The following is a 14,525-nucleotide window of genomic DNA, read 5'->3' as shown; positions in this document are numbered from 1 at the left end:
CATCAGAACTTGTGCGCGAATCGGGAAATTTTACCCGCGAACGCGGTGCTCGCCCTTGATCCAGCGCACCGTGCCGGAGCTGGCACGCATCACCACGCTTTCGGTGGTCATCTGGCCGCCCTTGAGGCGCTTGACGCCCTGCAGCAGCGAGCCGTCGGTCACCCCGGTTGCCGCGAAAATACAGTCGCCCTTGGCCAGGTCGCGCAGCTTGTAGACCTTGTCGAGATCCTCGATGCCCCACTTGCGGGCGCGGGCGCGCTCGTCATCGTTGCGGAACACCAGGCGGCCCTGGATCTGGCCGCCGACGCAGCGCAGTGCCGCTGCAGCCAGCACGCCCTCGGGCGCGCCGCCGGTGCCCATGTACATGTCGATCGTGGTGTTCTCGTCGGTCACGGCGATCACGCCGGCCACGTCACCGTCACCGATCAGCACGACACCGCAGCCGAGCGCGCGCAGTTCGGCAATGAGGTCGGCATGGCGCGGACGGTCAAGCACGCAGACGATGATCTCGTCCGGTGCCACGCCCTTTGCGGCCGCAACGGCCTTGACGTTCTCCGACGGGCTCTTGGTCAGGTCGATCACGTCCTCGGGATAACCCGGGCCGACCGCCAGCTTTTCCATATAGACGTCGGGCGCGTTGAGCAGGCCGCCCTCTTCCGCCGCCGCCAGCACGGCCAGCGCGTTGGGGCCGGCCTTGGCCGTGATGGTGGTGCCTTCCAGCGGGTCCAGCGCGATATCGATGCGCGGGCCGCGACCGGGGGCGCCGCCCACCTTCTCGCCGATGTAGAGCATCGGCGCTTCGTCGCGCTCACCCTCACCGATGACGACGGTGCCATCCATATAAAGGGTGTCGAAGGCCTTGCGCATGGCTTCAACGGCGGCATGGTCTGCCGCCTTCTCGTCACCGCGGCCAACCAGTTCGGATGCCGCGATGGCAGCCGCCTCGGTGACGCGGACCATCTCGAGGACTAGGACGCGGTCGAGGACTTTACTTGCTTCGGGCATGATCACTCCGCATTAAGGCGTGGAGGGAAAAGGTTCGGGTCGGGGGATTAGACAGAGGAATACCAATTGTCGAGGACATGGCGCGCGCTTTTCGCAATCGCGACACTATCTACCGCCTGCGCGCCCGGAATCGCCGCCGGAACCGCCTTTGCACAGGCCAGTTCGGGTTCCGCCTCCACCGCCAGTCAGGTAGGCCCTCCGATCACGGACGCTGACCGCGCCATGGCCGAGAGGATGATGGCGTCGGGCGGCAGAGTCACGCCCGATCCCACCCACCGCGCCTGTTCGCGCGAGGGGCGGCCGGGCGAAATCGTCGTCTGCGCACCGGACGAGGAGAAATTCCGCGTCCAGTCCTCCGCCGAAAGCGACCCGACCGGGCCTGCCGGCACCAATGACGGCCGGCTTCATCCGCCCAATTTCGAAAAGAACATCGGCGGCGTAACCGCCGCGCGGGGCTGCTTCATTCCGCCCTGTGCGCCCGCGCAGCCGCTGATCATCGACCTGTCGCAGATCCCCGAGGCCCCCGCCGGATCCGACGCGGACCTCGTCGCCAAGGGCGAATTGCGCGCGCATTAAAAAGGTTCGGCGCGCCCCTCGCTGACGGGCGCGCCGAAAATGTCAGCCTTCGATGATCTGCATCACCAGCGGCGCGGCAGCCAGACTGTCCGAGCCCTCCAGCACGCGCATTGCCTCGCTGACGGCCGATTCGGGCCCTTCGTGCGTGACGATGGCCAGGATCACCTCGCCCTCCTGCCCGGCATGGCCCTTCTGGATCATGCTGGCGATCGAGACCCCCGCATCGCGCATGGCGGCGGTGATATCGGCCAGCACGCCGGGCCGGTCCGGCACGGTGAAGCGGATATAGCTGCGGCTGCGGCGGTGGCCGGTGCCGGCGGGCTCGATCGCCTCCAGCTCGCTCGACGGCATCGAGAATGCCGCGCCCTTCTCGCCGCGGGCGATGTCGATGATGTCGGCAACCACCGCGCTGGCGGTCGGCCCGTCACCGGCACCGGCGCCCTGGAACAGCAGGCGGCCCATGAAATTGCCCTCGGCGACGACGGCATTGGTCGCCCCGTCGACATGGGCCAGCGGATGGTCAAACGGCACCAGATGCGGGCGCACGCGCTGGAACAGGCGCGGGGTACCTTCGGCCCGGTCGATCTCGCTCATGCCGATCAGGCGGATGACGTAGCCGAGCGAGCGCGCCTGCTCGATGTCGGCAGCCTTCACGCGCGAGATGCCGGAGGTCTCCACCGCATCGAAGCGAAGCTGCGATCCGAACGCGATGGCGGCAAGGATCGAGAGCTTGTGCGCGGCGTCGATCCCCTCGATGTCGAAGGTGGGATCGGCCTCGGCATAGCCCATGCGCTGCGCCTCGGCGAGAACGTCGCCGAAATCGCGGCCGGTGTCCTCCATGGTGGAGAGTATGTAATTGCAGGTGCCGTTCAGGATGCCGTAGACCCGCTCTATGGCATTGGCGGCAGCGCCTTCGCTCAGGCCCTTGATGACAGGGATGCCGCCGGCAACCGCCGCCTCGAACTTGAGCGCGACACCGGCCGATTCGGCGGCCGAGGCCAGTTCCACCCCATGATGCGCGATCATCGCCTTGTTGGCGGTAACGAAGCCCTTGCCCTGCGCGATGGCATTGCGGGCGAGCGCCAGCGCCGGCCCGTCCGAACCGCCCACCATCTCGACCACCACGTCCACATCGGGACGCGAGGCCAGCGCGGCGGTATCGTCCACCCAGTCATAGCGCGAGAGGTCTACCCCGCGATCCTTGCTGCGATCGCGCGCGCTTACCGCGGCGATGCGGATCGGCCGGCGGGCCCGCCGGGCAATCAGTTCGGCATTGGTCTCGATGAGACGGACAACGCCCGCCCCGACCGTGCCGAGACCGGCTAGCGCAATATTCAGCGGTTCAACCATGGAATTCCCTTTCGCGAGCGCGCCCTAAGCGAGCCCACCGGGAAATTCCAGTACCTTCGCGCCCCGAACCCTTAATATAGAGTCCACAACTGACGGCCCGGTCAGCGGCCCACGGGATTGCGGACGCAAGGTCCGAGCTGGTTCAGCACCATGCGATAGTCCGCCGCCGCCTGCTTCATGGCATCCACGCCTTCGGAAACGTTTGCACGCTGCGGCGGATTGGCCGGGAGCGAGCAGGCGAGACGATACCATTCCAGCGTCTCAGGCTTCGGCGGATGGCCGATATCGGCCACCAGTTCGGAGAACGAGACACCCCAGGCGGGAACCGTGCCGGGTTCATGGACGACCGTGATCGAGGCGGCCGACCCGCTTTCGGTCGAGAGGAAGATCTGGGTCTCTCCCTGCCCGGCAAGGTTGCCCGGGACAAAGAGCAGTTCACGCACGCCGGTGATTCGCGCCGGCGCATCGGGGGAGACAAGCGCTTTCAGCAGGCCGCGCACGCGCGCCTCGACCTGCTCGGTCCAGAGTTGCTGGGCGGTGGGGGTGACCAGTTGCAGCTCTCCGGGGCGTCCTGCGACGGGACGTGCAAAGAGCAGGACGTCCTGCTTCTTCAGCGTCGGCGGCTTGCCGCGCGCATCGAGAGGAAGGTCCACGAGATAGGCAAAACTTTGCCCGATCGGCGAGGAGCCCGTGAGCAGCGAACGGGTATCGGCATCCACGTAGAAACGGCCCATTCCGGGCGTAAGCCCCGGCGCGCGGGCATCCTCTACGCGCGCCATCTTGCGCACCGTAGCGCGCACCACCAGCGGGGCCGAATCGGCCAGCGTGGCAAGATCGGCGAAAGTCGCCTCGCGCAGCAGCGCCGGCGCATCGTCCCGGGAAGCCGGCTGGGCCTGCGCTAGCGCCGGAAACGCCTGCACAGCCAGGGCGGCACACGCCAATTTCAGGGCAAGACGGGGCAGATTCGCAGGCATTGGGAACGATCTCCGGAAAGCGCGGGGCGAGGCCTTAGCGACTTGCACAAGGCTGTACAAATTTCCCCCTTCCCAGCTTGGAACTTAACAGCCATGAATCAGGTGTTAACGACACGATTGCCGATAAGGCGTTGCACAGGGGCAACGGTCCCGCTAAGGAATTCCGCAAAACGGGGCAAAAAAACGAAAATGCCCCACGGTTCGCCAACCCCGTTACAACGTTTACGGTTAGGTGAACTGACAGCCGTCAGGGTGGGTAATTTAGAGTTTCGTCATGGACCTTTCCTTGGGGAGGGGGCCATGGGCGCCTTTGGCCCTGTCCGCACCCGGGTGGGGTTGGGGCTTGATTATGGAGTGATGCGTTTGAATGGCTTACGCTGACCAGCAAATGAGCGGCAACAAGATTGCCGCGCTTGTCATTGTCGCGCTGATCCACGTCTTTGTAGGCTATGCACTCGTCACGGGTCTGGCTTACTCCGCGGTGAAGCAGGTCATGAAGAAAGTGACCACAGTCGACATCAAGGAAGAGAAACCCAAGGAGGAGCCGCCGCCGCCGCCCCCCCAGAAGCAGGATACGCCGCCGCCGCCGATCGTGGCGCCGCCGCCGCCGATCAACATCGCACCGGCTCCGCCGGCCATCACGACCGTGACGACGCCGCCTCCGGTGGCGCTGCCCGCGGTTCCGATTCCGGCTCCTGCGGCACCGATTGCACCGCCGGCCCCCCCGGCCCCCTCGAAGGCGCGTGGCGCGTCGGTCAAGGGTGGTTGGACCAGCCGCTTCAACCAGGAATATCCGGCCAAGGCCTTGCGCGAAGAGCGTGAAGGCCGCGTCGGTGTCCGCGTTTCGATCGGTCCCGATGGTCGCGTCACGAGCTGCTCCGTCACCAGCTCCAGCGGTAGCCCGGAACTCGACGCCGCGGCCTGTGAAGGCATGAACCGTTTCGGTCGCTTCAACCCCGCTCTCGATGACGCGGGTAACGCAACCACCGGTTCGTACGCGACGACGATCGTCTACAAGCTCAGTTAAATTTGACGGCCTGGCCGGAACCCCCACGCGTTGGATTCGGCCAAATCCTGCATTCTTCTTGAGAGGTAAATCGCATGCTTATCGTTGACATCCTTGCCGCCGCTGGCGAAGCAGCGCCGCAGAACAAGTTCGGCTTTGTCGAAGCTCTTCAGGCCGGTGGTTTCATTTCGTACGCCACCGTGACCATCATGGGCATCATGTCGTTCGGCTCGTTCTACATCCTCTTCACCAAGTGGTTCGAACAGTCGAAGATCCTGCGCCAGTTCGGCGCAGTGCGCACCGCGTTCTGGAAGGCTCCCACCCTGCGTGAAGGCGCTGCCAAGCTGGACAAGAACAGCGCATGGCGCCAGCTCGTCGACGACGGCATCGCCGCCGAAGACCAGCACTCGAAGATGACCGACTCGCTCGAAGCCCATGACTGGATGCACGCTTCGCTCGCTCGTTCGGAAGCCTCGATCAACTCGCGTCTCGCCACCGGCCTGCCGTTCCTCGCCACCGTCGGCGCGACCGCACCGTTCATCGGTCTGTTCGGTACCGTGGTCGGCATCTACCGCGCCCTGATCGCCATCGGCATCGCCGGTTCGGCTTCGATCGACAAGGTTGCCGGTCCGGTCGGTGAATCGCTGATCATGACCGCGCTCGGCCTGATCGTCGCCGTTCCCGCAGTTCTGGCTTACAACTACCTCCAGAGCCGCAACAAGCGCATCGCCGAACTGCTGACCGGCTTCTCGGCCGACCTGCTGGCGAACATCAACTCGAAGGGCACCGTTAAGCCCGTCATCTCCACCGCCGCCGCCAAGCCCGCCGCTGCTCCGGCCAAGCCGGCTGCTGCTCCGGCCAAGCCGTAAGCAGCATGGGACGCGCTGTCACACGGTAGCGCGTCCACGGGGACCCAGGCGGCGGAGCACTTCGTTTGCATCCGTCGCCCCCCAGGGCAACGCAAGGATTAGGATAAGACTATGGCGATATCCACGGGCGGAGGCGGTGCCGAAAAACCGATGTCCGACATCAACACGACGCCGCTCGTCGACGTCATGCTGGTGCTTTTGATCATCTTCCTGATCGCGGTCCCGGTCGCGATCCAGACGATCGAAAAGCTGAAGATCCCCGTCATCGTGGCGGTCGAATCGAAGGACAAGGTGGAAAACCTCCTCCTCTCCGTCTCGACCACCGACGATTCGGGTCGCAGTGCAGGTGAACCCGGCTTCCAGGGCGCATCGCGCAATGGCGAATGCCGCGTTTACTTCAACAACATCACGCCGGTGACCTCGCAGGAACTGTACGACCAGGCCTTCAAGCGTCTTGACGCCATCGTGAAGCGCGAAGGCGGTCCGGCAGCCCTTAGGGACAATCCGGATCTCGTGCCGCAGGTCCACATCCGCGGTGACGTGAACGCCCCCTGGCGTTGCGTGGCCGGTGCGATCTACAACGTCCAGATCGCTGGTTACCCGACGGTTGGCTTCATCACCAACCCGGTTGACCCGGGCGCGTGACGCTCGAGAAGGAGTAACATTCCATGGCAATGTCAGGCGGCAAGGATGATGGCGCCCCGATGATGGAAATGAACACGACGCCGTTGATCGACGTCATGCTCGTTCTCCTCATCATGTTCATCATCACCATCCCGGTTGCGACCCACTCGATCGATATCGATCTTCCGGTTGCAACTCCCCCGACGACCACGCCGCCGCCGGTGGACCCGATCAAGAACAAGATCGTGCTCACCGCGGATGCGAAGATTCTCTGGAACGGCAATGCCGTCGACCAGGGAACCCTGCGGAACCTGCTGGCGCAGTCGCTGACCTACAAGGTCGAGCCCGAACTGCAGTACCAGCCGGAAGCCCAGGCAAGCTACGAGCTTTCGGCTCAGGTTCTGGAGCTGATCAAGGCTTCGAACGTGACCAAGTTCGGCTTCGTCGGGAACGACCAGTTCCGCGAATTCGGCAAGTAAGCCGGGCAACGGACAGGTTCCCTCGGGAACCAAGGAAGGGGCGGAGAGATCCGCCCCTTTTTCTTTGCCCTGCGCAGATAGCCTCAGACCTCCTCGGGCGGGTCCACCCGCATCGCCAGCGAGGCAAGGCTCTCCGCCTCCACCAGCAGGTCTTCATCGGCCGCTCCGGACGGCAGCGATTCGCGGCCGATCATCGACAGGGCCGGGACCGAGAGCGGGCTGATCCGGTCCAGCCGGACATGGTCCACTTCACGCGCCGCCCGGTCGAGGACATCGGCCACGCGGGCCACATCGGTCATGCGCGCGCGGGCATCGGCCCAGGCGGCCTCTATCAGCAAGTGATCGGGCTCATACTTGCGCAGGACATCGTAGATCAGATCGGTCGAGAAGGTGACCTGCCGGCCCGACTTGCGCGTCCCCGGCTGCTGCCGTTCGACGAGCCCGGAAATCACCGCCACTTCGCGAAAGGCCCGGCGCAGCAGGTAGGACTGCTGCACCCAGTCGACGAATTCGTGCGTCAGGATATCGGGCGAGAGCAGCGCGGTGGGGGCCTCCACCGGCTTCAGCCCCCAGACCACCAACGCATAGTCGGTGGCAACGAAACCCAGCGGCCCTAGCCCGCGATCCTCCATGCGCCGGGTAATCAGCATGCCCAGCGACTGGTTCGCCGGCCAGCCCTCGAACGTATAGTACGTCGTATAGGCAGCGCCGTGGTGCGGGAAGCTTTCCACCAGCAGCCGCCCCGGCGCGGGCAAGTGCGAGCGCCAGTCCTGCACTTCCAGCCATTCGCGCACGTCGTCGGGAAAGCGCGCCCAGCCCGCGCGGTCGAACAGCATGGCACGGACGCGCTCGGCCAGATGCGTGGAGATCGGCATGCGCTGGCCCATGTAGCTGGGTATCGTAGCTGAACGCTTGGCCGCCCGCACGATCAGCTCCAGTTCGCGCAGAGCCTCGACCTCCAGATCCATCCCCGCAAACCGGAACGTGTCGCCGGGCTTGAGGCTGGCCCCGAAGCCTTCCTCCACCCGCCCCAGCGAGCGGCCGTTGCGGAAGCGCACTTCCAGCATTTCGGCATCGACGATGATCCCAGCATTGAGCCGATGGCGCGCGGCATGCTCGGGATGGGTCAACCGCCATTGCCAGCCCCCCTCCCCATCCTTCTCGCGCACGATCCGGCGGAAGCGGTCATAGGAGCGCAGCGCGTAGCCCCCCGTCGCCACGAAATCGAGCACGCGGGCGAAGATCGTCTCGTCCACCCAGGCATAGGCGGCGGACGAGCGCAGTTCGGCAAGCAGCGCCTGCTCGCGGAACGGCCCCGCACAGGCGGTGCCCATGACGTGCTGCGCCAGCACGTCCAGCCCGCCGGGGCGGAAAGCCTCACCGTCGCGCTGGCCCTCGCGCACCGCTTCCTGCGCGGCGAAAGCCTCCAGGAACTCGAAGCGATTGCCCGGTACCAACATGGCCTTGCTGGGCTGGTCGAGCCGGTGATTGGCGCGGCCAATACGTTGGAGCAGGCGTGAGGATCCCTTGGGCGCCCCCATCTGCACGACAAGGTCGATATCGCCCCAATCGACACCGAGATCGAGGCTGGCGGTACATACGAGCGCCCGAAGCCGCCCCTCGGCCATCGCCCCCTCCACCTTGCGCCGCGCCTCCTTCGAGAGCGAGCCGTGGTGGATGCCGATCGGCAGGTTGTCCTCGTTGGCGTCCCACAATTCCTGAAAGATGTACTCGGCAAGGAAGCGGGTATTGGTGAATATCAGCGTGGTGCGGTGCGCCTTGATCTGTTCGATCAGCTGCGGGATCGCCCATGTCGCCGCGTGGCCGCTCCAGGGGATGCGCTCCTCCTGTGGCAGCAGGATCGAGACTTCCGGTTCGGCGCCGGGCTCGCCCTCTACCAGTTCCACCGCATCGATCTCCCCCCAAGGGGCCAGCCAGCCCCGGAAGGCATCGGGATCGGCCAGCGTCGCCGAAAGCCCGGCCCGTTGCAAACCCGGGCTCAGCGCCTGCAACCGCGCGAGCGACAGCGCGAGCAGGTCCCCCCGCTTGCCGGTGGCGAACGCATGGATCTCGTCGATCACCACGCGTTTCAGGCCGGAGAACAGTTCCGGCGCTTCGGGATAGGTCAGCAGCAGCGAAAGCGATTCGGGCGTCGTCAGCAGCACGTGCGGCGGCCGGGCGCGCTGGCGGGCCTTGCGGTCCGAGGGCGTATCACCGCTGCGGGTCTCGATGCGGATCGGCAGTCCCATCTCTTCCACCGGCGCCAGCAGGTTGCGCTGGACATCGTGGGCAAGCGCCTTGAGCGGCGAGACATAGAGCGTGTGCAGCCTTTCCGGCATCGCCGCCACCTGCCGCCGAGAGGGGCAGAAATCCGCAAGTGTCGGCAGGAACCCCGCCAGTGTCTTGCCCGCGCCGGTATCGGCGACGAGCAATGCGTGATTGCCTCGGTCCGCCGCCGCCAGCATCTCCTGCTGGTGACGCCGAACGCGCCAGCCGCGTGCGGCGAACCAGTCCCCGATCTCGACAGGAACTTCGGCAGGAGAATCTGCGGAAGACTTTGTGGTCATCGCTCGGATCGGTTCACGGCCATGGCCGAACAGGTGGAGCACGTCCCGCGGCGCGAGAAAAGCCTTGTACCGCAAGAACGTCCGACTTGCGCTTCGCCGCGCGCGCAGTCACCATGGCAAGCCGATGCCACCGACGCGGGGGCCCATGCCGATCGACCTCGAGCTTTCCGACCTCGCCCGACTTGCCGTGAGCCTTGCGCTCGGGCTGCTGGTGGGCATCCAGCGCGGCTGGGCCCAGCGAGACCGGCAGGACGGCGCCCGTTTCGCAGGCGTCCGCACTTTCGCACTGATCGGCCTTGTCGGCGGCATTGCCGGCATGCTCTTTCGCGGCGCGCCGGGACCGGCCACGGTTCTGCTCGGCGCGGCAGGGCTGCTGGTGCTGGTGGGGTACCTCCGCGACAGCCGTCTCAGCGAAACCGCCAGCGGGACGAGCGGCCTCGTCGCCCTGCTCACGCTTGCCAGCGGTTTTCTCGTCGGCGTCGGGGAGCGCCTGACCGGCACCGCCATCGCCGTCATCATGGTCCTCCTGCTGGCCCTGCGCGATCAGCTTCACGGATGGATCAACCGGCTCAGCCAGCGCGAGGTGCTGTCGATTGCGCGCTATGCGCTGGTCGCGCTGGTCATTCTGCCGCTGTTGCCGGACAAGGCTTTCGGGCCCTACGATGCGTGGAATCCGCGCCATCTCTGGTTGGTGGTCGTGCTGGTCTCGGGCCTGTCGTTCGGCGGCTATTTCGCGACCCGCATGCTCGGTGCGACGCGCGGAATCATCGCCACCGCCGCCGCCGGGGCGCTGGTGTCTTCAGCGGCCGTGACCGCCTCGCTTGCCAGCCGCATGAAGGAGGGAGAGGAGCCGCGCCCGGTCTTCCCCGCCGCCATCGCCTTCGCCTCGGTCATCATGTTCCTGCGCGTGCTGGTGCTGGTGGCCATCCTCGCGCCGATCGCCCTGCCGACGCTTGCGCGGCTGATCGCGCCCGGCCTTGTCGTCGCCATCATTGCCGCCGGTTGGTACCTCAGGCGCAGCCGCAACGCCGCCACCCCGAATCCCGGCCACGAAATCGCGATGCGCAACCCGTTCGACATTGGGCCCGCACTGATGCTGGCAGGGCTGGTCATGGTGCTGACCGTCGCCTCGCTCTGGGTTCTGGACAACTTCGGCGAGCGGGGCCTGGGAGCGGTTCTGGCGCTTGCGGGCACAATCGATGTCGATGCCGCCATCATCACTCTGGGCGGCCTGACCGGACACTCGCTCGACGCGCGGATGGCCGGACTGGTGCTGGCCGTGCCGATCGCGCTCAACACTTTGTACAAGGCGGGCGTGGTCCTCAGCCTTGCGGGATGGCGGAATGGCCGGTCCGCCGCGCTGCCCCTTGCCGCCAGCGCGCTGGCCATCGGCGCAGCCGTGCTGACGCTGCTTTAGCGCGAAAGCCCCGAAGCGGCGAGTTGAACGTCGATTTCCGCAACCAGGCGCTCCAGCCCTTCGGCCGTCTCGCTTTCGGCGCGCGCCACCAGCATACCCTGCGTGTTCGAGGCGCGCAGAAGCCACCAGCCGTCGGCCGTCGTGACGCGCACGCCGTCCACAGCCACGACCTCGGCCCCGGCTTCGATCAGCCGCGCATGGACTTCCTCAACGGCGGCGAACTTGCGGCTTTCGGCCACCCGGAAACGCAGTTCCGGCGTCGAGACGAGGCGCGGCATCGCCGCATGCAAATCCTCGACACTGCGCCCCAGCCGCAAGGTCGCGGCGATCAGCCGCAGCGCGGCATAGAAAGCGTCGTCGAAACCGTAATAGTCGTCGGCGAAGAACATGTGCCCGGTCATCTCGCCCGCGAGCAGCGCGCCGGTTTCCTTCATCCGCGCCTTGATGAGCGCGTGCCCGGTCTTCCACATGTCCGGCACGCCGCCCAGCGCCGCGACGCTGTCGAACAACACGCGCGAGGCCTTGACGTCGGCAATGACCTGCGCGCCCGGATTTCGGCGCAGCAGGTCTTCCGCATAGATCAGCAGCAGCTGGTCCCCGGCAAGCGCCCGGCCCGCTCCGTCGATGACTCCGATACGGTCTGCATCGCCGTCGAAAGCCACTCCGAAATCGAGGTTCTTTGCCGCGACGAGCGCCCTGAGGTCTGCAAGATTGGCCTCCTCGCTCGGATCCGGATGGTGGTTCGGGAAGGTCCCGTCCACTTCTGTGAAGAGAAGATGATGCTCCCCAGGCAAGCGCGAGATCAGCAGTTCCAGTACGGGTCCGGCAGCGCCGTTGCCGGCGTCCCAACCGATACGCAGATCGGCCAGACGGTCTGCGGGGAGACCTGCCAGAGCGGGCAGCAAACACTCGACATAGGCATGCTCGACGCTGCGATCTTCGACGCTGACATCTTCGAGGAGGCCGCCACTATGGACCCGTTCCCAGGCGCCAACCGCAGCTATTTCGCCCAGCCGCTGGATCGCCGCCCCGAAAAACGGGCGTCCCTGCATGACCATCTTGAAGCCATTCTGATCGGCGGGATTGTGGCTGCCAGTTATCTGAATGCCGCCCTGCACGTCTTCAGCTGACGCTTCGGCGAAGTAGAGCATCGGGCTGCTCGAAACGCCGATCCGCACCACATCGACGCCGCCGGCCCGCAGGCCTTCCACCAGCGCCGCTTCCAGCGCCGGGGAACTGATCCGCCCGTCGCGGCCGACCACCACCTTGCGGCCGCCTTCGCGGCGCAGCAGCGTGGCAAATGCGCGGCCGATGGCGAGCGCGTCGTCCGTACCGAGATTGACGCCGACAACGCCGCGAATGTCATATTCGCGCAGGATCGTCGGATCGAAGCAATGGGTTTCCATCATGCCGGGAGGCCTCAGTTGCGGGCGCCCCGGTCGAGCGTTTCCAGCAGCAGGTCGCGGGCGGCGTTGGCCTCATGGACCTTCTCATTGGATCCACCGCGATCGGGGTGGACCTGAACCACGCGGCGGCGGTGCGCTTCGAGGATGGCCTCGCGGTTCGCGCCTTCGGGTAGCCCGAGCAGCGCACGGGCCTGCACTTGCGCGTGGATTTGCGCGAATGACAGCCCCTTGTCCTCCTGCGATGCAGCGGAGTTGAGCTTCATCGTGCGGGCCAGATTGCGCCACGGCCACTGCCCGGTGGTCAGCTTCCAGGCGATGCAACCCAGTGCGATGAGCCAGATGAGTTTCATCGCCCCTGCTTCACTTTTCGTCGGCGAGTTCGAACTGCGGCTCGCGGCGGTCCGGCATCGGCAGGTTGAGCCCTGCCACCAGCTGCCGCAGTTCCTGCCGCGCGACCAGATGGCTGGTGCCGAGTTCGCCAAGGTGCCCCTTGTCGAGCAAGGTCAGGCCCGAGGGGAACAGTTCGCGGAAAATAACGCGCTCGGACAGGCCCGGCGAAATCCGGAAGCCCACCCGCTTCGACAGTTCCTTGAGCGCGCCTTCAAGGCGGCGCATGTTCTTCGCCTCGACGTGCTGGACGCGGTTGCGCACCACCACCCAGTCAAGCTCACGCCGACCTTCGTTGATCGTCTTCAACCCGCGCTTCTTGCGGGTTTCCCACATGAGTTCGGCATAGAACGAGAGCTTCTTCACGCGGAACGTATCGTTCTCCACCTGACCGATCAGGTCGAAGTCCACGAAGCTGTCGTTCAGCGGGGTCACCAGCGTATCCGCCGTGGCGGCGACGTGGCGGGCGAACTGGTCGTCACGGCCCGGGGTGTCGAAGATCAGGAAGTCATAACCTTCGGCGATGGCTTCGGAGAGATCGTCAAGCTCGCCGATATCATCCCCGTCGTAGACCGAGAAACGCGCACCCGGCAGCGCGATGTCGCGCAGCTTTTCGGTTTCGATGCGGTTTTCGAGGTAGCGATAAAGCGTGCGCTGGCGCGGATCGAGGTCGATCGCGGCCACTTTCGCGCCCTGGTAGGCGAGCGCGATGGCGACGTGCACCGCAGTGGTGGACTTGCCGGTGCCGCCTTTTTCATTGGCGAAGACGATGCGATGCGCTGTCACGGACCCTGTCGCTTTCCCTGTTGTCGCCGGCCCTGCCCGGCAAGCGAAGTCTGATCCCCTTCCACCGGAAGCGGATATCCATTGCCGCCCGGGGCGCGCCGGCGCTAAGGGCTGGCGCGAGGACCGGTCAAGTTCATTCTAACGGAGCAGACACCCCCAATGCAAACCGTCTACAGCCTTGATCCACTGCGCCGTTCGGTTTCCGCGCTCCGCCAATCGGACAACGGCTCCGGAACGATCGCCCTCGTGCCCACCATGGGCGCGCTTCATGAAGGGCACCTGACACTCGTGCGCGAGGCGCGCAAGCGGGCGGATCACGTGGTTGTCTCGATTTTCGTCAACCCGCTCCAGTTCGGTGTAAACGAGGATCTCGACGCCTATCCGCGCCAGCTTGAGCGCGATTGCGCGCTACTGGAGCCCGAAGGCGTGGCGCTGGTCTGGGCCCCGACCGTGGAGGCGATGTATCCGCAGGGCTTTTCCACCAATGTGGGGGTTACCGGCGTCAGCGACGGTCTGTGCGGCGCCTCGCGCCCCGGCCATTTCGATGGCGTCGCCACGGTCGTGTGCAAGCTGTTCCATCAGGTCCTGCCCGATATTGCGCTGTTTGGAGAGAAGGACTGGCAGCAACTGGCGGTAATCCGCCGCATGGCGCGCGATCTCGATCTTACCCGGCCCCATGTCGATAGCGTGATCGGGGTGGAGACGGTGCGCGAGGCGGACGGACTCGCCCGCTCCTCGCGCAATGCCTATCTGGCGGCAGAAGAGCGCGCGCAGGCGGTTACCCTGCCCACCGCAATGAAAGTCGCGATCGCCGCGATCGAGAGCGGCGAGCCGGTCGCCCGGAGCATCGCCGCGCTGGAAGCGGCGCTGATCGCGGGCGGTTTCGCGTCGGTGGACTATGCCGAACTGCGCGATGCCGAGAACCTTGACCTGCTCGGTGCCCGCAGCGAGCGACCGATGCGCCTGCTGGTCGCCGCGCGGATCGGCAAGGCCCGGCTGATCGACAACATGGCAGTCGCGCCTTCGGCCTGATCGCCGCCCCGAACTCTCTTGACGCATGCACTTGAGCCGTGACGGGG

Annotated in this window: 14 protein-coding genes; 7 read left to right on the top strand and 7 right to left on the bottom strand. The window is 65.9% G+C overall.

The features are described from left to right. Positions 1-30: 30 nt before the first annotated feature. Positions 31-1,005 carry a class II fructose-bisphosphatase gene (gene glpX, locus AC1VVK_RS10725; protein ID WP_132387963.1) on the bottom strand — a complete coding sequence of 325 codons (975 nt, stop codon included), beginning with the start codon at positions 1,003-1,005 and terminating at the stop codon, positions 31-33. A gap of 66 nt (positions 1,006-1,071) precedes the next feature. Here glpX and AC1VVK_RS10720 point away from each other — a divergent pair, with 66 nt between their 5' ends. Next, positions 1,072-1,581 carry a hypothetical protein gene (locus AC1VVK_RS10720; protein WP_482902964.1) on the top strand — a complete coding sequence of 170 codons (510 nt, stop codon included), beginning with the start codon at positions 1,072-1,074 and terminating at the stop codon, positions 1,579-1,581. Between the two features lie 42 nt (positions 1,582-1,623). Here the strand turns inward: AC1VVK_RS10720 and AC1VVK_RS10715 are convergent, their stop codons facing one another. After that, positions 1,624-2,931, bottom strand: a complete 1,308-nt coding sequence (locus AC1VVK_RS10715; protein ID WP_482902963.1) for a homoserine dehydrogenase — start codon at positions 2,929-2,931, stop codon at positions 1,624-1,626. A 101-nt stretch (positions 2,932-3,032) separates the two neighbouring features. Next, on the bottom strand, positions 3,033-3,905 hold the full coding sequence (locus AC1VVK_RS10710) for a hypothetical protein (protein ID WP_482902962.1): 873 nt from the start codon (positions 3,903-3,905) through the stop codon (positions 3,033-3,035). A gap of 367 nt (positions 3,906-4,272) precedes the next feature. Between AC1VVK_RS10710 and AC1VVK_RS10705 the strand changes: the two genes are divergently transcribed. The 4 genes from AC1VVK_RS10705 (at position 4,273) to AC1VVK_RS10690 (ending at position 6,883) form a co-directional block, all read left to right on the top strand. Continuing rightward, on the top strand, positions 4,273-4,932 hold the full coding sequence (locus AC1VVK_RS10705) for an energy transducer TonB (RefSeq protein ID WP_132387957.1): 660 nt from the start codon (positions 4,273-4,275) through the stop codon (positions 4,930-4,932). A 74-nt stretch (positions 4,933-5,006) separates the two neighbouring features. Then, entirely contained in the window at positions 5,007-5,780 is a 774-nt protein-coding gene (locus tag AC1VVK_RS10700; protein ID WP_132387955.1) for a MotA/TolQ/ExbB proton channel family protein, read from the top strand. A 111-nt stretch (positions 5,781-5,891) separates the two neighbouring features. Beyond that, complete coding sequence (locus AC1VVK_RS10695) at positions 5,892-6,425, top strand: ExbD/TolR family protein (RefSeq protein WP_207904693.1); 534 nt, start codon at positions 5,892-5,894, stop codon at positions 6,423-6,425. Between the two features lie 23 nt (positions 6,426-6,448). Beyond that, positions 6,449-6,883: an ExbD/TolR family protein gene (locus tag AC1VVK_RS10690; protein WP_482902961.1), complete on the top strand. Its 435-nt coding sequence runs from the start codon at positions 6,449-6,451 to the stop codon at positions 6,881-6,883. Between the two features lie 83 nt (positions 6,884-6,966). Here AC1VVK_RS10690 and AC1VVK_RS10685 read toward each other — a convergent pair whose 3' ends face one another. Then, on the bottom strand, positions 6,967-9,450 hold the full coding sequence (locus AC1VVK_RS10685) for a ligase-associated DNA damage response DEXH box helicase (protein WP_482902960.1): 2,484 nt from the start codon (positions 9,448-9,450) through the stop codon (positions 6,967-6,969). A gap of 145 nt (positions 9,451-9,595) precedes the next feature. On the opposite strand from AC1VVK_RS10685, the gene AC1VVK_RS10680 reads away from it, so the two are divergent. Further along, the gene (locus AC1VVK_RS10680; protein ID WP_482902959.1) at positions 9,596-10,867 is read left to right on the top strand and encodes an MgtC/SapB family protein; all 1,272 of its coding nucleotides are present in this window, start codon (positions 9,596-9,598) and stop codon (positions 10,865-10,867) included. On the opposite strand, the gene pgmG is transcribed toward AC1VVK_RS10680, so the two are convergent. The 3 genes from pgmG to AC1VVK_RS10665 are packed head-to-tail and all read right to left on the bottom strand — an operon-like array spanning position 10,864 to position 13,446. After that, positions 10,864-12,276, bottom strand: a complete 1,413-nt coding sequence (pgmG, locus tag AC1VVK_RS10675; protein ID WP_482902958.1) for a phosphoglucomutase/phosphomannomutase PgmG — start codon at positions 12,274-12,276, stop codon at positions 10,864-10,866. The genes AC1VVK_RS10680 and pgmG overlap by 4 nt on opposite strands. An 11-nt stretch (positions 12,277-12,287) precedes the next feature. Beyond that, positions 12,288-12,623 carry a J domain-containing protein gene (locus AC1VVK_RS10670; protein ID WP_482902957.1) on the bottom strand — a complete coding sequence of 112 codons (336 nt, stop codon included), beginning with the start codon at positions 12,621-12,623 and terminating at the stop codon, positions 12,288-12,290. Positions 12,624-12,633: 10 nt separating this feature from the next. Continuing rightward, positions 12,634-13,446, bottom strand: a complete 813-nt coding sequence (locus AC1VVK_RS10665) for a division plane positioning ATPase MipZ (RefSeq protein ID WP_132387943.1) — start codon at positions 13,444-13,446, stop codon at positions 12,634-12,636. Positions 13,447-13,605: 159 nt separating this feature from the next. On the opposite strand from AC1VVK_RS10665, the gene panC reads away from it, so the two are divergent. Then, complete coding sequence (gene panC, locus AC1VVK_RS10660; protein WP_482902956.1) at positions 13,606-14,478, top strand: pantoate--beta-alanine ligase; 873 nt, start codon at positions 13,606-13,608, stop codon at positions 14,476-14,478. Positions 14,479-14,525: the final 47 nt, after the last annotated feature.

The sequence above is a fragment of the Novosphingobium sp. BL-S-32 genome, assembly GCF_056857055.1.
The sequence above is the reverse complement of the archived record's forward strand: the minus strand, read 5'-3'. Positions and strand labels throughout refer to the sequence as shown.